Source organism: Amycolatopsis sp. VC5-11, assembly GCF_037034185.1.
GTDB lineage: Bacteria > Actinomycetota > Actinomycetes > Mycobacteriales > Pseudonocardiaceae > Amycolatopsis > Amycolatopsis nivea.
This window is the reverse complement of sequence record NZ_JBAGKF010000026.1, coordinates 31,766-49,345: the sequence shown is the minus strand read 5'-3', so window position 1 is coordinate 49,345 and position 17,580 is coordinate 31,766. Positions and strand designations below refer to the sequence as shown.

Here is a 17,580-nt window from a genome sequence, read left to right as displayed (position 1 = left end):
TGATGGCCGGGTGCAGCCTCTCCTGACCTCGAAGCAGCAGGCCCTCGTCGACCGTGCCGCCAAGCTCGCGGACATTTTCGCCGAGCGCGCGGCCGAGCACGACCGGGAAAACACGTTCCCGCACCGGAACTACGACGACCTGCGGGAAGCGGGCTTCCTCCGGCTGTCCGTCCCGGAGGAACTCGGCGGTTCGGGGGCCGGGCTGCCGGAAATCCTGCCGGTGCTGGAACGGCTCGCGATGGGCGACGGCGCGACCGCGCTGGCGTTCACGATGCACCTGTCCCCGCTGGGACAGTGGGCGAGCGTCTGGCGGCGCACGAAGGCGCCCCGGCTGGCGGAACTGCTGCGCAAAGCGGTGGACGGCGAACTGGTCTGGGCGTCGATCACCAGCGAAACGGGCCTGCGCAACGACATGACGGACGCGAAGACCCGCGCGGTCCGCGTCGAAGGCGGCTTCGAACTGTCCGGCCGCAAGAGCTTCGCGACCAACTCGGCGGTCGCCACGCACTGCTCCACCACCGCCCGCTACGAGGACGCCGACGGCGGCCCGCGGCTGCTGCTGTGCCAGATCGCGCTGGACGCGCCGGGCGTCACGATCCACCAGACGTGGAACACCATGGGCATGCGCGGCACCCAAAGCAACGACGTCGAACTGGACAAGGTGTTCGTCGAGGACGCCGCGGTGGTGCACTCGCTGCCGGTGAAACACCTCGACTCGCGGGTGCTGGAAACCGTCTGGGCGTGGGCGATGCCCGCGTTCTCGGCGGTCTACACCGGAATCGCGGCCGGCGCGCTCGACTGGACCGTGCGGACGCTGGTCCAGCGCGGCAAGGCCGAGGACCCGGTGCTGCAGGACGTGATCGGCGAATGCCAGATCCTGCTGGAAAGCTCCCGCGCGCTGATCTACCGCCAGGCCGACGAGGTGACGAGCCGCCGCCTGTTCACCGGGGACATCCAGGACGGCGTCGCCCGCAGCGCGATCGTGAAGTACACGGCGGCGAACAACGCGGTCCAGGTGATGCAGCGGCTGGTCGACGCGCTGGGCGGCATGTCCTACACGAAGGCGCTGCCGTTCGAGCGCATGTGGCGGGACGTGCAGGCGAGCACGTTCATGCCGATGGGCAACCTGGCGACCCGCAAACTGGTCGGGGCGAACGTGCTGGGCGTGCGGACGCTGCCGGAGATCGGCCCGGACGAGACCGGACCGGATTCCCGCGCCAAGGGCTGAACGGGTGAACCCGGCCGGAACCGGGTGAGTTCTCGCTGCTCAGCGGCTATCTTGATCGCTTCGGTCTTGGTGTCCAGGGGAGGGACAGCGAGTGGCGAAGCAGAAATTCCGCACGCTCAAGGACGGGCGAGTAGTCCCGATCAACGAGGGCGGCGGGGCGAAGGTGTTCGTGGCCGGAGTGGCGGTCGTCGCCGCTGTCGGAGGCGGCACGGCGGCCGGGATCGGCGGTTCCGCGAGCGTGGGATCCGGGGCCGCCGCGGAGGCGCTGCCGGGAAACCTCGCCGGGGACGTCGCGGATTCCCTGCCCGGCCGCAGTCTCGAGACGCGCAAAGCCGAGGGCAAGAAGTCCGCGAAGCGCGGCCGCAAGGACGAAACCTTCAGCCGGTTCAAGCTCAAACAGCTCAAGCAGGCCGCGAAACACGAGATCGACTGCCTGCTGAACTCCACCGACCGCGTCCGGGATTACCTCGCGGAGCACCGCTGCACCTCATTGGACCGCAACCTCTTCGCCGTCGGCGACGGTCACGGCAACGCCGCGGTGATTTCCGTTGCCCGCGTGGGGTTTCCGAAGAAGAGCGACGCCGAGGGCTGCGAGAAGATCGAAGAGGTGCAGGGCAGCGGGGACGTCAAACCCCTTGGCGCTGCCCTGCTCGGCCTCGACGGCGTGAAGTTCTCCGGCCACCACTTCCAGTCCAGAGTGGATGGTCGGGCGATGGTGGTCGCCGAGACGGAAACCGTTGCCGGACACGTAGATCCCGGAACCCTCGACGCGCTTGCCGACGTCTCGGTGTGGTTCCCGAAGCTGTGACTACTTCTTCTCCGGAACGACGGCAGCCTCGGAAGCAGCGGCCTCCGCCGCCTCCTGCTCCGCCAGGTCGGCCGCCGCCTGCACGGCCGGACCGTGCAGCAGCCGGGCCACTTCACCGCGCAGCGAAACGAATTCCGCCGATTCCCGCGTCGTGATCTGGTCCCGCTGAGCGGGCAGGTCCACCTTGAGATCCGCCACGATCCGCGCCGGCGACTTCGACAGCACCAGCACCCGGTCGCCGAGGTACACGCTCTCGTCGATGTCGTGCGTCACCAGCAACACCGTCGTGCCCTGTTCGACCTGGACCCGGCGCAGCAGGTCTTCCAGCTCGAACCGCGTCTGCGCGTCCACCGACGCGAACGGCTCGTCCATCAGCAGCAGCGCCGGACGGCTCGCCAGCGCGCGGGCGATCGACACCCGCTGCTGCATGCCGCCCGAAAGCTGCCACGGGTACTTGTTCACCGCGGCCGAAAGTCCGACCGCCTCGAGCGCTTCGGCGGCCCGGGCACGCCGGGTCGCCTTGTCGAGTTTGCTCCAGCGCAGCGGGAATTCCACGTTCTTCGCGACCGACAGCCACGGGAACAGGGAGCGGCTGTAGTCCTGGAACACCACGGCGAGATCGTCCGGCACCGAGGTGACGCGGTCGCCGTGCAGGCTCACCGTGCCCGCGCTCGGCGGGATCAGGCCGGCGATCGCGCGCAGCAGGGTGGACTTGCCGCAGCCGGACGGGCCGACGATGCACGCCAGCTGCCCGGTCTCCACCGTGAACGACAGTTCGTTGACCGCGACGTGCGCGGACTCGCCGCTGCCGTAGCGGTGGCTGAGGCCGGAGACCTCGAGCATGGTCGACATAACGGGAAACCTTCCTAGTTCCGGCCGGGCTGCCAGCCGAGCACCCGGCGTTCGATGCCGAGCAGCGCGGCGTTGAACCCGTACCCGAGGATGCCCAGCAGCACGATCCACGCCCACATCTGGTCGAAGTCGTACGAACGCTGGGCGGCGAGCAGCGCGTAGCCGATGCCGTTGAGCGCCCCCACCAGTTCGGAGATCGCCATCAGGATCAGCGCGATCGAAAGCGACACCCGAAGCCCGGCGAAGATCTTCGGCAGCGCCGAGGGCAGCACGACCAGCCCGATCCAGTACCGCTTCGGCGTCCGGAACGCGCGAGCCGTCTCGACCTTGACCTTGTCGACCGAGCGGACCCCGTCCACTGTGTTCATCAGCACCGGCCACAGCGAGCTGAAGATGATCGTCGCGGTCTGCATGCCCGGCCCGATGCCGAACAGGATGATGAACACCGGCACGAGCGCGGGCGGCGGAATGGCGCGGAAGAACGCGAAAAGCGGTCCCACGTAATCCATCCCGGTGCGCGAGCGGCCCAGCGCGGTGCCGAGCACGACGCCGATCACCACCGCCAGCAGCCAGCCGCCGAGCAGCCTGCCGAGGCTCGGCAGGATGTGGTCGAACACCGGCTCGCCGAGGAACAGGTGCGAGGCCGGGCCGGAGAACCACAGTTTCGCGGCCGCGGCGGCGATCTTCGACGGCGGCGGGAAGAACACGTTTTCGCTCAGCTGCGCCGCGATCTCCCACAGCACCACCAGAATCGCGAACAGCAGCCACTTGCGGGCGAACCCGCTGAGCCCGCGGCTCATCCGGCGCGTGACGGTGGAGGGTTTTTCGACCACACTCACGCGGCGGCTCCTTCGACAGCGTTGCTCCAGCGGAACAGCCGGTTGCCCAGCCGTTCCAGGCCCTCGTTCACGAGGAAGCCGAGCAGCCCGGCGACCACGGTCCCGGCGAGCACCAGGTCCATCCGGCCCGGTCCGGAACTGGCTTCGAGCACGAACTGCCCGATGCCGAGTTTCGCCCCGGCCAGGAATTCCGTGCTGATCACCAGGATCAGCGAAATCGCCGCGGACAACCGGATCCCGGTGAACACGAACGGCGCGGCGTGCGGCAGTGCGACCGAGGTCAGCACCCGCGAACGCGGAGTTCCGTACGTGCGCGCGGTTTCCAGCAGCAGCGGGTCGATCTCGGCCAGCGCGTAAATGGTGTTGAAGAGAATCGGCCACACCGCCGCGTACACGGCGAGGGTGATCTTCGCTTCCGGGCCGCCGCCGACGACGATCAGCACCAGCGGAATCAGTGCCACGGAAGGAATCGGCCGCAGGAATTCGACGATCGCCTTGGTCGCGTCGCGCAGCCAGCGGACGCTGCCGAGCAGCAGGCCGGCCGGGACCGCGATGGCGATCGAGATGAGCAGCGCGATCAGCCACGCGAGCACGGAGGCGACCACGTCGCGGACGAATTCGACGTCGCCGAACAGTTCGCCGATCCGGGCGAACACCACGGTCGGCGGGGGAAGGTCGTTCTGGTCGATCAGACCGGCCCGCACGACGGCCTCCCAGATCAGGAGGAAGCCGAGCAGGCCGGTCAGGTTCCGGACGAGGCGCACGTCAGGACGCGTTCGCCTGCGGGACGATCATCGACTGCACGTCGATCTTCGACTGGATGGAACCGAACTGCTGCAGCAGGTCCGGCACCCGCTGGATGCGCCGGGCGTCCAAAGTGGACTGGAAGGTCAGCAGGTTCGTGATCTTCGCGGTCGCCTCGTCCACCTTCGAGAACTGGATCATCAGCGGCTCGATCTTGGAACGGTCGGCCGATTCCTTGGTGGCGCGCAGCATCGCGCGCTGGAACGCGGCGACCGTCTTCGGGTTCGCGTCGGTGAACTTGCCGAGCGAGCCGTAGCCCGCGGTCGGGAAGTCCTTGGTGCCGCCGGAAGCGGTGTCGATGACCTCGACCGTCCCGTTGACCTTCGCCGACTGCGTGATGAACGGCTCGGTCAGGAAGCCCGCGTCGATGTCGCCGCGCTTGACCGCGGGGCCGATGTCCGGGAACCGCAGCGAAACCCACTTCACGTCGGTGAAGCTCACGCCGTTGTCGCGCATGACCGACTTGGTCAGCGTGTCGCAAATCGTGTTGGTGGCGGTGATCCCGATCCGCTTGCCCGCCAGGTCGTGCACGTTCTTGATGTTGCTGTTCGGCATCGCCACGACTTCGGTGCTCTTCGGGCCCGCCGAGGAGGCGTCGGCGACGAGCTTGATGTCCGCGGCGCCCTTGCTCTTGGCGATGAAGAACGGCGTGTAGCTCGCGTAGGCGATGTCGACCTCGCCCGCCTGCAGCTTCTGCAGCGACGCGTCACCGCTGGCGGCGTCGACGGCTTCGACCTCGAGTCCCTCGTTCTTGAAGTAGCCGTTCTGGACCGCGAGGTGGAAAGGCACCACGTCGATCGTCGGCATGATCGAGACCTTGATCTTGGCCTTTTCGACCCCGGAGCCGCCCTTCGCGCTGCCCGAATCGTCCGATCCGCCCAGCAGGCCGCATCCGCTGGCAGTCAAGGCAACGCCGCCCGCCATAGCGAGCGACAGGAACCCGCGCCTGCCGTAGTCGCGCCGGCTGCTCACCGCTTCATCAAACAAGGTCGCTCCTAGCACATGGGCCCGCGTCTGGCATGGACGCGGGGGGAAGGTGGCTCATTGTCCGGAGTCACGCGGCTACTGTAGAGAACCAGGACGATCACTCACAATGGGTGTTCATATACGATTCAGAAGTGGTGCTGGTCACTCGATCAGGTGATCGAATCCGCTGGTATGTCGGGGTATGTGAACGACCCGTGGGTGCCCGATGGGCCTTGATCCGCTGCCTGGGTGCTCTCCGGGCAACTTCTGGAGGGTTACAAATGGGCCAGGCGTTCGCTACCCTCTGCTCCGGCAATGTGAGGTGTGGACCACCGATGTAGTGAGAGCCCGGACTTGGGAAAAGGGCTCTCCGCGTACTCCGGCGACGAGCCGGTGGGGGGTGGCCTCGGCCGAACGGACTAAGAGATCGACCACGTGCGGGGACCGAACGTCATGTCAGACCTGAACCGATTCCGCGCCCGAGGCGACGGGCAGCCGCACCGCGAAGTTGATCTTTTCACTCGAAAGGGTGTAACAGTCCGGGACGCGGTCCAGACCACTCAGGTGGCGGATTACCTGCCGGGAGCGTGCGCGTAGTGGCCACGAGCACGGCAGGTTCGGAATCAACGGGCCCCTCGGGCCCGGACGGTGGTGCGGCGGTGCCGAACGAAGACACCGCGGGGGCAGGGGAGGCCTCCGCTCAGGAGAACGCGGGGACCGCGCAGCAGCGGTCCTGGCTCGCGCTCGGCAACTGGCGATTGCGGTCGAAGCTCGCGCTCATTCTCCTCATCCCCACGATCACCGCGCTGGTGCTCGGCGTGCTGCGCGTGGTCGACGACGTGCGGTCGGCGGTCGACCTCAACCACACCGCCAACCAGGTCGCCTTCGCCGAGAAGGTCACCGCGGTCGTGCACGACCTGCAGCGCGAGCGCGCGCTGGCGGTGGTCCGGATCTCGTCGGCGGACCCGCTGCGCCAGACCGGCCTCGACGCGCAGATGGCGAAGGTCGACCGCGACGTCGACGACCTGCGCAACGCCGCGGTCAACCTCGACAACGACGACCAGGCGGCCAGCGACCGCTACGCGCACGGCCTCCAGCGCCTCGACGCGCTGCGCCCGCTGCGCGCGGCGATGACCACCTCGGCTTACTCCGACCGCGCGGTCCTCGACACCTACTCTTCGGTGCTCGACTCGCTGATCCAGCTCGGCCGCGAGGTCTCCACCGCGACCACCAACCGCGACCTGCTCCGCCTCGGCACGAGCACGCAGTCGATCAGCGAGGCGAAGGAGTTCATCCTCCGCGGCGACTCCGCGCTGCAGATCGCCGCGTTCCGCGACGGCTTCCCCGGCAACCTGATCGACGAGACCCGGGCCGCCGAGGCCAGCGGCGACGCGTCGATCACCGCGTTCCTCGCCAACGCCACCGGCGACCAGGTCCAGCTCTACAACGACACCTACTCCGGACCCGAGGTCGACGAGCGTCGGCGTTTGCAGACACAGGCGTTCTCCTTCGCCCAGCAGAGCCAGCCGCTCAACCTCGACGGCACCAAGCTCGGCCAGGACTCCACCGTCGCCGCCGACAAACTGCGCGCGGTCGAGGTCAACCTGCTGACCCAGCTGCGCGCCCAGGCCGACGAACTGGCCAGCAACGCGGTGCGTTCGGCGTGGGTCGGCGGGGTCATCGTCCTCGCCGCGCTGGTCGCCGCGCTGATGCTGATGCTCGTCATCGCCCGGCTGATGCTGCGCCCGCTGCGGGTGCTGCGGAAGACCGCGCTGGACGTCGCCTACACCCGGCTGCCGGAAACCGTGCAGGCGATCCTGGACGACCCGGACCCGGTCAACGCCTCGAAGAAGGCGGTCGACCCGGTTCCGGTCCTCACCCGCGACGAGATCGGCGAAGTGGCGCGCTCGTTCGACGTGGTCCACGAGCAGGCGGTCAAGATGGCCGCCGAACAGGCACTGCTGCGCGAGAACGTCAACGGCATCTTCGTGAACCTCTCCCGGCGGTCGCAGCGGCTGGTGGAACGCCAGCTCGGCGTCATCGACCGGCTCGAGGCCGACGAGCAGGACCCGGACCATCTCGCGAGCCTGTTCGAGCTCGACCACCTGGCGACCCGGTTGCGCCGGAACGGCGAATCGCTGCTGGTGCTTTCGGGCGCGGGCCTCGCGAAGTCGGTGCCCAAGCCGGTGCCGGCGGCCGACGTGATCGGCGCGGCGGTTTCGGAGATCGAGCAGTACGCCCGCATCGAGATCGGCATCGTGCCCGAGGTCGCGGTGCAGGGCCTCGCGATCCACGACCTCGTGCACGTGCTCGCGGAACTGCTCGACAACGCGACCTACTTCTCCGAACCGGAAACCAAGATCACCGTCCGCGCGGTCATCACGCGCAAGAAGGCGCTGGCGATCCAGGTCACCGACCACGGCGTCGGGATGAGCGAGGAGCGCCTCGCCGAGGTCAACGAGCGCCTCGCCGACCCGCCGGACCTGGACGTGTCGGTGACTCGGCGGATGGGTCTGTACGTGGTCGCGCGGCTGGCCCAGCGGCACGGCATCGAGGTGCGGCTGCGCGAGAACGAGGACATCGAGGGCGGCGTGATCGCCCGCGTCGTGGTCCCGGTCGAGCTGCTCACCCAGGTCCGGACGGTTCCGCCGGCGATGCGGAACACCCCGCCGCCGCCGAACCGCAACGAGGTCTCGCACCCGAGCCTCCCGCCGCTGAACCGCGAGCCGGAACCGTCGAACCCGCTTCCGCTCTCGCCGCCGCCCGCGGCCGCCGAGCTGACCGAGGCAATGGGCTCGACCGGCTCCGGTGCGGCGTCCGACAACGGCGGACTGGTCCCGCTCGACCAGCCGATCAGCCTCGACGACCTCGTCGCGGGCAACCGCGCGGCCGGTCCGTTCCTCAGCCCGGCGACGCCCGCCTCGGAAGCCCCGGCGTGGCCGACCGCGGAAGACCTCGCGCCGCTCACTCGCGAGTCGTACGGCGAGGGCGCGAGCCTGGCGCAGACCGAATTCCCGCCGCTGGTGCTGCCGAAGCGGGAGCCGAAGTACGTCGCTCCGGAAGCGCCGAAGGAGCAGCCGCCCGCCGAGCCGGACGGTTCCGCCGCGCTCGAGGACGACGTGCCGACCCGGCGGCTGCCGATCTACCAGTCGGTGCTGTCGCGCTGGTTCAGCGAGGGCGAGGACAGCGAGCCCGGCACCGGAACGGCGCAGTCCGCCGCGTCGGAGCCGGAGCCGGAAGCCGCCGAGACTCCCGCCGCCGAGCCGCGGGAGCGGGACGAGACTCCGGCCGAGCCGGTGCGGCAGCAGGCGAGCGAACCGCTCGAGTCGACGCCGCTCTACCCCGGTTCCGACGAGCCGGAGGACGACAGCTGGCACAGCGTCTCCGACGAGGGATGGCAGGCGGCGCAGTCGCTGCTCGAATCCAAGAACGAGGAGATCACGCCCGCCGGGCTGCCCAAACGCGTGCCCAACGCGTACCTGGTCCCCGGCTCGATCGGCAACGCGCCGGAACCGGCGCAGCAGAACTCGTTCACGGACGCGACCACCGGAATGCCCGGAACGGGTGCGATCACCCGCTCGGCGACGGCTGCCCGCAGCCGGATGGCAAGCTTCCAGCGTGGGTACAAGTCCGGAAGGCACGCACTGAAGGAGCGGCCGCCGGACGCCCGGCTCGACGACGACGGGGTTCGCGTCACCGGGGCCGGGTATGTGAGCGACAGCAGTGAGGAGCGAGAGTGACACGGGCGGGAGTGCAGCCGGGAGGCGGCTCGGTGCAGCCGAACGGCAGGCAGGCCGGCGGCAGCGCGGCGAGCAGCTTCGCGTGGCTGATCACGGACTTCGTCCACCGGGTGCCCGGTGCGGCGCACGCGGTGGTCGTCTCGGCCGACGGTCTGCTGCTCGCGTCTTCGCGCGGGCTGCCGAAGGACCGGGCGGACCAGCTGGCGGCCGTCGCCTCGGGGCTGACCAGCCTCGCGCGCGGTGCGGCGAAGGTGTTCGAGGGCGGCCCGGTCGCGCAGACCGTGGTCGAGATGGCGAACGGATTTCTCTTCCTGATGTCGGTGTCCGACGGCTCGTGCCTCGCGGTGCTGGGTTCGCCGGAAAGCGACATCGGCTTGGTGGTGTACGAGATGACTCTGCTGGTCGAACGGGTCGGCCAGCAGCTGACACCGGAGATGCGGGCACAACTGCAGGGCGCTGCGGTCCGTCGCTAGGCGGACCTAGGACTACAGGAGTAAACCGTGGACGACGGGCGCTTGCGCGGCGACGGCCGGCTCGGTGACGAGCACACCGGGGGCTGGGGCGATCGGGACCAGAGCCGGGAGGACTGGAAGTCCTTCCGGGACCGGGTCGACCGCGAATGGCGTTCGAGGGACGTCCAAGCCGCGGATTCCGAGCCGGTGCGCGAACCGCCGAACTGGCTGACCGATTCCAACGCCGGGCAGCAGCCGGGCATCACCGCGGTGCCCGGGTACCGCGAGCGGCTGCTCGGCGGACCCGGTTCGGAGCTGTTCGGCGGGGCGAGCGGACCGCTGTACGACTCGGCCGAGTTCGCCGCGTTCAGCGCCGAACGCGACGGGTCGCCGGGACCCTCGAGCTTCCCGTCGAACGGATTGGCCGCCGCGCTGCCGATGCAGGCGGCGGGCGAATACGTGGACGAGCCCGCCGAGGTGGAGACCTCCGGGCTGGTCCGGCCTTACTTCCGCACCCGCGGACGCACGAAGCCGACCTACGACCTCGCGATCGAGGCGCTGGTGTCGACGAGCGAACAGGGCAGGGTGCTTGACCGCGTCCGCGTGCCGGAGCACCGGTCGATCTGCGACCTGTGCCTCGACACCCGGTCGGTCGCCGAGGTGGCCGCGCTCCTGCGGCTTCCGCTCGGCGTGGTGCGGGTGCTGATTGGTGACGTGGCGGGCCTCGGCCTGGTGCTCGTGCACACGAGCAGCAGCACGAATTCGGGCGACCGCCCCAGTATCGAGTTCATGGAAAGGGTGCTCAGTGGGCTTCGGAGAATTTGACTCCGACGCGAACACACCGCAGACGGGTCCGACCTCGTCGGCCAAGATCGTGGTCGCGGGTGGGTTCGGTTCGGGCAAGACGACTCTGGTCGGGGCGATCTCCGAGATCGACCCGCTGACCACCGAGGCCATGATGACCGAGGCCAGCGTGGGCCACGACGACGTGTCGGCCACGCCGAACAAGTCGACCACCACGGTGGCCATGGACTTCGGCCGGATCTCGCTCGACTCCGACCTGGTGCTGTACGTGTTCGGCACGCCGGGCCAGCACCGGTTCTGGTTCATGTGGGACGACCTCGCCGTCGGCGCGATCGGCGCGGTCGTGCTGGTGGACACGCGCAGGCTCGCGGACGCGTTCCCGTCGATCGACTTCTTCGAGAACCGGAAGCTGCCCTACGTCGTGGCGATCAACTGCTTCGACCGGCTGCTGCACCACCAGATCGAGGACGTGCGGCACGCGCTCACCATCTCGCCGTCGGTCCCGATCATGGCGTGCGACGCGCGCGAGCGGGATTCGGCGAAGCAGGTGCTGATCTCGGTCGTGCAGCACGCGATCGCGCACGACACGGCTTTACGGGCGGGCTAGTCCCGTTCGCGGTCCCCGCCGCCGTCTGCGAAGGAGGCTTGCGCCGACTCCCAGATTCCCGTTACACCCCGGCTCGGGTGCGGCCGTTGGAGTGAACTCCACGGGCTTCACCCGCTTCGGGGAGTGGTGCCTCCGAGCGGGGCAGCTGAGTAGTCCTGTCCCGCTCGCGGCCGAGGCCGGCCGCCCCTGATCGGGGCGTCGGACCGGCGGTGACCTGCACGGACATCCCGCTGCGCACGGTGGCCGCCGCCACCACCGAGTGACCCGCGAATGCGTGGTTGTGCATGCGTTCGCGCGACGTTACATCCGGCAGACACGTACCGTGCCCGGGCACACGCTCGACACGACCGGGTGCGTGAATACGCTGGAACGACGACTTCACCGCGGCCGGGCGAGGATGGCCCGAGGGCGGCGAACGGGCGTCCGGCAGCGTTCGAGGAGCTTGGAGGGGCAGTGACCGATTCCGACCGGCCAGCGGACCAGGGCACGTTCAGCTGGCTGATCTCGGATTTCGTGCGCCGGGTCCCGGGTGCGGCGCACGCGGTGCTGGTGTCGGCGGACGGACTGATGCTCGCGCCTTCGGAGGGCTTGCCGCAGGAACGCGCCGAGCAGCTCTCGGCGGTGGCGTCCGGGCTGATCAGCCTGACCCACGGCGCGGCGCGGTGCTTCGAGGCGGGCGGCGTGAACCAGACCGTGGTCGAGATGGAACGCGGGTACCTGTTCCTGATGTCGGTCTCGGACGGGTCCTGTCTGGCCGTGCTCGCCGCGCCGACGTGTGACATCGGGACAGTCGCGTACGAGATGACCCTGCTGGTCGAGCGGGTCGGCGAGCAGATCACGCCGGAACTGCGCGCGCAGCTGCAGGGCGGCGGGGTGCTGGGGTAGCCGATGAAGATCTCGGGTTTCGGAGACCAGGACACGGGCGCCTGGGACGCCCTCCACAAAGGCACGGAACGGGAGTCGTTCGACTCGCCGAGCCGGTACGACATGAGTTCGCTGAGCCTCCGGCTGCCGCATCGGCAGCCTCGGGCCACGCCTCCGCCGCCTGCTTCGCGGCATGCCCAGCCACCTGCCCGGCGTCCGGAGCCCGCGCCTCGCCCGGCTCCCGCGCCGGTCGCGCCGCGCCCGGTTCAGCAGGCAGTGGCCCCGCCGCCCGCTCCGGTGCAGGCTCCGGTGTCGGCTCCGGTGCAGGAGGAGAGCTGGGACGACGGCTACGAATGGGTCGAGGACGGCGAATCCGGTTACTGGGAAGAGCCGCGGCCGAACCACCGGTGGGAAGAGCCCCAGCAGCAGCGCTGGGAAGAACCGCCGCCGCCCCCGCCGAGCCGTCCCGCGGCGCACGACCCGTACTCGTTCGACGAGTACGCCGGTTCGCCCGGCCCGGACGACCGCGTGGTCCCGGAAGGTTCGGCGTACCAGCGCCAGCACGTCGAGCAGGCCACCCGCAGCAGGCACGCGCTGGCCGAAGAGCCCCCGGCGGAGGAGCGGTACTCCGACCCCGGACCGGCTTCCGGAGTGTCCGAATTGGACCGGTTCTGGTCCGAAGAGGAGCCCGCGCAGCCCGAGCCGCCCGTACAGCCGACGAAGTCGCGGGTGCGGCCGTACGCGCGGACCCGCGGACGTACGCACTCAGACCACAACCTGGCGCTGGAGGCCCTGGTCTCCACCAGCGACGAGGGCCGCCGCTACCGCGGAGTGCGCTCGATCGAGCACCGGCGGATCTGCGATCTGTGCCTGGACACCCGGTCGGTCGCGGAGATCGCCGCGCACCTGCACCTGCCGCTCGGCGTGGTGAAGGTCCTGGTAGGGGACATGGCGGACATCGGGCTGGTCATGCTGCACCAGACCGACCTGGTGCTGGGCGACCGTTCGTCGAGGGAGTTCATGGAGCGGGTGCTGCAGGGGCTGCGCAACCTCTGACCGCGCTCACGGCGCCATTGTCTCCGCTCATGCTGTGGTGGCGCGCTCGTGCTGTGCTGGCGCGCCAACGCCGCGCTGTCTCCGCTCCGCCTCACCCGCCCCCCCCTGACCCTGCCCCGCCTTGCCTTGGCCCGCCTGACCCGGCCCCGCCTTGCCCTGCCTTGCCCGGCCCCGCTTTGCCTTGCCTTGCCTTGTCCGCCTTGCCCGACCCTGCCTTGCCAAGCCCGCCTTGCCCTGCTCGCTCGCGTCCGGACTGCCCCGGCCGAAACCGCCCCAATGTGGCATTGGGTGCGTGGGATGCACCGAACGCCACATTGGGTGCGTGGGATGCACCGAACGCCGCTTTGGCTGCTCCGGCCATGCCCCTACCACCGCGCTCAACGGAACCCGCTGGCTCGCAACGCACCCAATGCCATCGCCGCGGGTGCGGCGCTGACGGGTGCGCGAGATGGAGATGTACGTGAGGGGAACCCTCACGTACCTTTCGGTCGTGCGATCTCAGTCCTCGACCAGGGCAGCGGAAGTGATGCGGTGCAACGGATACCGCTCATGGTTCGCACCCTCCAGCACCCCGCCGCCGACCCGCAGCGGGCGCACTACGCGCTGGCTCGCCGTGCCGCGGGAGTCGACGAAGCCGATCCACACCTCGCGTTGTTCGAGCGTCGCGCGGGACAGCAGGTCGAGCGTCGCCGTCGTGTCCGCACCGCCGCCGCCAGGTGCGCGCACCGTCGAACCGCGGCGGCGGGCCGAAGCTTGGTCTCCTGCGCGGAGATTCGACACGATCCGCGTCGCCTGTTCGTCGGTCAGCACCGCTTGTTCGCCCGGCCGGGCACGGGCCGCGCGGGCGCGGGCGGGCAGGCGGCGTCCGGTGGGGCGCAGGTCGACCACCCGACCGTCCGGGCCCTCCGCCGCGGGGGCGAAACCCGCGCCGCGCAAGGCTTCCAGTACCTCGGCCAGCGGGGCGGAGCTGATCAGCACCGTCGGCGCGATCAGTCGCAGGTCGTACTCCGCGGCCACCGGATTCGCGAGGACTTCGGCGAGCAGCGCCTCGTCGTCGCAGCGTAGGAACGACCCTGCGGTGCCGCCGCGCAAGCGGCCGTGGCGGCGGGCGACGTCGTCGATCAGGTATGTGAGGCCTTGCGGCACCGGGGTCGCCGACTTGTTGCGGAACATCGCGTGCAGTTCGTCGGCGGTCCGTCCGGTGTCGAGCGCGCGCCGCACCGACGGCTCGGTGACGCGGTAAACCGTTGCGTGGCCAGCGGATTCGACGTCCGCGACCGCGGCCATGTCCGCCGCCAGTTCCGGTTCCAGCGGGCCTGGCGCGACAACCGTCAGGTCGGCCTGCACCAAGATGTGGTCGACTGGTGCGGGCAGCGCGTCGTGCATCGCCTCGACCGCGCCGGAGCGGTCGTCCTCCAGCAGCAGCCGGGTAGCGGTGGTGAGGGCACCGAGACCAACCAGGCCCAGTGCGGTCGCTTCGGCCATGGTCCAGCGGACGGTTTCGTCGCGCAGCCGGCCACCTCGCCGAGGTGCGCGCCAAGCCAGCACCGCGACTAGCTCGTCGACACTTTTCACACCTGCGCCCGGATTCAGCTCAGCCAGCGCGGTAAGCACGCGGTGCCGCGAAACCGGTGCGAGCGGCCGTCGCAGCTCTTCGGACAGCGGTGCGATCGGCTTGTCCTTCGCGTCGCGGCCACCGGCGAGCCCGGGCAATCGGGGAAGTTCTAGCCACGCCTGCGCGAGCGTCATCCACCGCTGTACCGAAGGCGACGCGAGCCAGCTGTCGGTGAGCATGGTGGGCACGTATTCGGGGGCGGTGTTTTCGCTGTCCGCAACAAGTCCCGCGCCGACGACCAGCTCCACGAGCAACGTCGCGCGGGTCTCGTCGACTTCGAGATCCTTCGCGATCTTCTTCAGTTCCCGTACGCCGAGCCCGCCCGCCTTGAGCACCGGCGGCGGCGAATCCGACCACATCCGAAGCAGAGACTCGGTCTGCCGCAACAACTCCATCGCTTCGCCAGCCGCGGTTTCGTCCACTGTGTCCGTCCGATGTGGATGGACGGGCAGCTCCGGCTCGACGAGCGTGTCCGGTTCGAACGCGTGCCCGCCGCGCAGCAGCAGGCCGAGTTCGCGGGGCAGTTCGACGGTCTGGTCGTCCCGGCGCAGCAGCAGGCCGCGCGCGAGGAGCTTCTGCACCGGCGTGGCCGCGTCGGACAGTCCGACGTCGAAGCTCGCGTCGCGGGTGCGGCCGATCGGCGGCCCGGCGGCCAGCGCGGTGAGCACGGCCCGCTCGTCGTCGCCGACCTCCGCGAGCCGCGCGTCGATGTCGGTGGCGGCCAGCGCGGGCGACGGTGCGCCGAGCCCGGCCGGGAACGGACCGAGAGCGTCGCGGGCCGCGGGCGGCACTCGCAACTCCTCGTCGGCGCCCCAGACGAGCGCCCGGGCGCGCAGCCGGGCGAGCGGTTCGCTCACATCGCGGCCGACGAGCGCCGTGACCGCGGACACCTGCGCCGGCTCGACGTCGGCACCGGCGACCAACAGCGCGTCGATCACCGCGAGGGTGAACGTGTCGAGGTCTTCGCAGGCGCGGGCGACCGACCCCGGGGTGCCCGCGCGGGTGGCGAGCACGGTGGTGTCGGACGGAGGAGGGGTGGACAGATCGCGACGCGTGCGCAGCAGTTCGGCGAGTGCGTCGTCGGACTCCGCACGCAGCCAGTCCGCCAGAGAGGTCGCGGGCATAGACACCCAGGATACCGGGCGGGTGCGCGCGCACGACCGGTGTTCGGGCAGACTGTGTGCGAGTTTGCCGGACGAGGGCCTCGGAGGAAGCAGTGGCGAAGGGCGACAAGCAGAGCAAGGGCATCGACCCGACGTGGCCGGGCGAGCCGGGCGAGCACCCGGTCACCGAGCTGTCCTCGGACCGGCAGGGAGCGCTTTCGCCGTTCGGCGACCTGGCCTTCCCGCTCGAGCAGGTGCCGTACGTGCACCCGGAGACCGAGATCAACCGCTGACCTGCGGACCGCGTTCGGGAGCGCCGCGCTGGTGGCGCCCCCGAACCTGAAGTTACTGGTCAGTCACCCGGTTGGGGTGTGGTGGCGCGGGTCACCGGACTAGATTCGAGCCGTCCGAACCCACACCACCTGCGGGGAGTACGTGTCATGCCGGTTCCCGGTCCCGGGTATTCGATCACCGTCCGGGTCGAGGCCCCGGCCTCGTCAACGGCCGCGGGTGATCTCACCACCGCGGTCGGCCGCGTCGGCGGCGTGCTGACGGCGTTCGACGTCGTCGAATCGCACGCGGACTCGATCGTCGTCGACATCAGCGCCAACGCGCTCTCGGAAAACCACGCGCAGGACATCACGCAGGCGCTCGACTCGCTGCCCGGCGTCCAGGTGCGCAAGGTCTCGGACCGGACGTTCCTGATCCACCTCGGCGGCAAGATCGAGGTCAGCCCCAAGGTCGCGCTCCGCAACCGTGACGACCTCTCCCGCGCCTACACCCCGGGCGTCGCCCGCGTGTGCCAGGCGATCGCCGCGAACCCCGAGGACGCGCGCCGGCTGACCATCAAGCGCAACACCGTCGCGGTGCTCACCGACGGTTCCGCCGTGCTCGGCCTCGGCAACATCGGCCCGGCCGCCGCGCTGCCGGTGATGGAGGGCAAGGCGGCGCTGTTCAAGAAGTTCGCCGGCGTCGACGCGTGGCCGGTCTGCCTGGACACCCAGGACACCGAAGAGATCATCATGATCGCGAAGGCGCTCGCGCCGGTGTACGCGGGCATCAACCTCGAGGACATCGCCGCGCCGCGCTGCTTCGAGATCGAGAAGCGGCTGCGCGAGCAGCTGGACATCCCGGTCTTCCACGACGACCAGCACGGCACCGCGATCGTCGTGGTCGCCGCGCTGCGCAACGCGCTGCGCGTGGTCGGGAAGAACATCGAGGACTGCAAGATCGTGGTCAGCGGCGTCGGCGCGGCAGGCTCGGCGATCATCCGCCTGCTGCTGCGCAAGAACCCGGGCGACATCGTGGCCGCCGACATCGACGGCATCGTCTATCCCGACCGCGGCAACCTCGACGACAACCTGACCTGGATCGCCGAGCACACCAACAAGGACGGCAAGTCCGGCACCCTGCACGACGCGCTGGTCGGCGCGGATGTCTTCATCGGCGTCTCGGCCCCGAACCTCTTCGGCGCGGAGCAGGTCGCCACGATGAACGACGACGCCGTCGTCTTCGCGCTGGCCAACCCGGACCCGGAGATCGACCCGCTGGAGGCGCAGAAGCACGCCGCGGTCGTCGCCACCGGCCGCAGCGACTTCCCGAACCAGATCAACAACGTCCTGGCGTTCCCTGGCGTCTTCCGCGGCCTGCTCGACGCCGCCGCGCACAACATCGACGACAACATGCTGCTGGCCGCCTCCGACGCGATCGCCGACGTGGTGGACAACGGCAAGCTCAACGCGTCGTTCATCGTGCCGAGCGTGTTCGACAGCGCGGTGGCTCCCGCGGTCGCGGAAGCGGTGCGCAACGCGGTGCGGGCGGAACGCGGGCAGTAGCCTCGCG

General features: G+C 69.9%; 15 protein-coding genes. 10 read left to right on the top strand and 5 right to left on the bottom strand.

Features of this window, described 5'->3' with window-relative positions; genetic code table 11:
• The first annotated feature begins 10 nt into the window (after positions 1 to 10).
• Positions 11 to 1,228, top strand: a complete 1,218-nt coding sequence (locus WA670_RS41635; protein WP_336161631.1) for an acyl-CoA dehydrogenase family protein — start codon at positions 11 to 13, stop codon at positions 1,226 to 1,228.
• Positions 1,229 to 1,319: 91 nt separating this feature from the next.
• A complete protein-coding gene (locus WA670_RS41630) occupies positions 1,320 to 2,036 on the top strand; it encodes a hypothetical protein (protein WP_336161630.1) in 717 nt (238 codons plus the stop codon).
• On the opposite strand, the gene WA670_RS41625 is transcribed toward WA670_RS41630, so the two are convergent.
• The 4 genes from WA670_RS41625 to WA670_RS41610 are packed head-to-tail and all read right to left on the bottom strand — an operon-like array spanning position 2,037 to position 5,455.
• Complete coding sequence (locus WA670_RS41625; protein WP_037807849.1) at positions 2,037 to 2,888, bottom strand: ABC transporter ATP-binding protein; 852 nt, start codon at positions 2,886 to 2,888, stop codon at positions 2,037 to 2,039.
• A 14-nt stretch (positions 2,889 to 2,902) separates the two neighbouring features.
• On the bottom strand, positions 2,903 to 3,727 hold the full coding sequence (locus WA670_RS41620) for an ABC transporter permease subunit (protein WP_037807848.1): 825 nt from the start codon (positions 3,725 to 3,727) through the stop codon (positions 2,903 to 2,905).
• Positions 3,724 to 4,491: an ABC transporter permease gene (locus WA670_RS41615; RefSeq protein WP_037807847.1), complete on the bottom strand. Its 768-nt coding sequence runs from the start codon at positions 4,489 to 4,491 to the stop codon at positions 3,724 to 3,726. The genes WA670_RS41620 and WA670_RS41615 overlap by 4 nt, the downstream gene beginning before the upstream one ends.
• 1 nt (position 4,492) lies before the next feature.
• Positions 4,493 to 5,455: an ABC transporter substrate-binding protein gene (locus WA670_RS41610; RefSeq protein ID WP_037809278.1), complete on the bottom strand. Its 963-nt coding sequence runs from the start codon at positions 5,453 to 5,455 to the stop codon at positions 4,493 to 4,495.
• A gap of 701 nt (positions 5,456 to 6,156) precedes the next feature.
• Here WA670_RS41610 and WA670_RS41605 point away from each other — a divergent pair.
• The 6 genes from WA670_RS41605 (at position 6,157) to WA670_RS41580 (ending at position 13,020) form a co-directional block, all read left to right on the top strand.
• Positions 6,157 to 9,237 carry a sensor histidine kinase gene (locus WA670_RS41605; protein WP_336161628.1) on the top strand — a complete coding sequence of 1,027 codons (3,081 nt, stop codon included), beginning with the start codon at positions 6,157 to 6,159 and terminating at the stop codon, positions 9,235 to 9,237.
• Positions 9,234 to 9,710 (top strand): roadblock/LC7 domain-containing protein, encoded by a 477-nt coding sequence (locus WA670_RS41600; RefSeq protein WP_369871052.1) that lies wholly within the window; start codon positions 9,234 to 9,236, stop codon positions 9,708 to 9,710. Before WA670_RS41605 ends, WA670_RS41600 begins: the two co-directional genes overlap by 4 nt.
• Positions 9,711 to 9,737: 27 nt before the next feature.
• Entirely contained in the window at positions 9,738 to 10,514 is a 777-nt protein-coding gene (locus tag WA670_RS41595) for a DUF742 domain-containing protein (protein WP_037807839.1), read from the top strand.
• Positions 10,495 to 11,100 carry a GTP-binding protein gene (locus WA670_RS41590; protein ID WP_037807836.1) on the top strand — a complete coding sequence of 202 codons (606 nt, stop codon included), beginning with the start codon at positions 10,495 to 10,497 and terminating at the stop codon, positions 11,098 to 11,100. Before WA670_RS41595 ends, WA670_RS41590 begins: the two co-directional genes overlap by 20 nt.
• A 453-nt stretch (positions 11,101 to 11,553) precedes the next feature.
• Positions 11,554 to 11,985 (top strand): roadblock/LC7 domain-containing protein, encoded by a 432-nt coding sequence (locus WA670_RS41585; protein ID WP_336161625.1) that lies wholly within the window; start codon positions 11,554 to 11,556, stop codon positions 11,983 to 11,985.
• 3 nt (positions 11,986 to 11,988) lie between these two features.
• A complete protein-coding gene (locus WA670_RS41580) occupies positions 11,989 to 13,020 on the top strand; it encodes a DUF742 domain-containing protein (protein ID WP_336161623.1) in 1,032 nt (343 codons plus the stop codon).
• 498 nt (positions 13,021 to 13,518) lie between these two features.
• Here the strand turns inward: WA670_RS41580 and WA670_RS41575 are convergent, their stop codons facing one another.
• The gene (locus WA670_RS41575) at positions 13,519 to 15,759 is read right to left on the bottom strand and encodes a helicase-associated domain-containing protein (protein WP_336161621.1); all 2,241 of its coding nucleotides are present in this window, start codon (positions 15,757 to 15,759) and stop codon (positions 13,519 to 13,521) included.
• 92 nt (positions 15,760 to 15,851) lie between these two features.
• Between WA670_RS41575 and WA670_RS41570 the strand changes: the two genes are divergently transcribed.
• Positions 15,852 to 16,031 (top strand): hypothetical protein, encoded by a 180-nt coding sequence (locus WA670_RS41570; RefSeq protein WP_037807827.1) that lies wholly within the window; start codon positions 15,852 to 15,854, stop codon positions 16,029 to 16,031.
• Positions 16,032 to 16,178: 147 nt separating this feature from the next.
• Positions 16,179 to 17,573 (top strand): NAD-dependent malic enzyme, encoded by a 1,395-nt coding sequence (locus tag WA670_RS41565; RefSeq protein WP_037807825.1) that lies wholly within the window; start codon positions 16,179 to 16,181, stop codon positions 17,571 to 17,573.
• Positions 17,574 to 17,580: the final 7 nt, after the last annotated feature.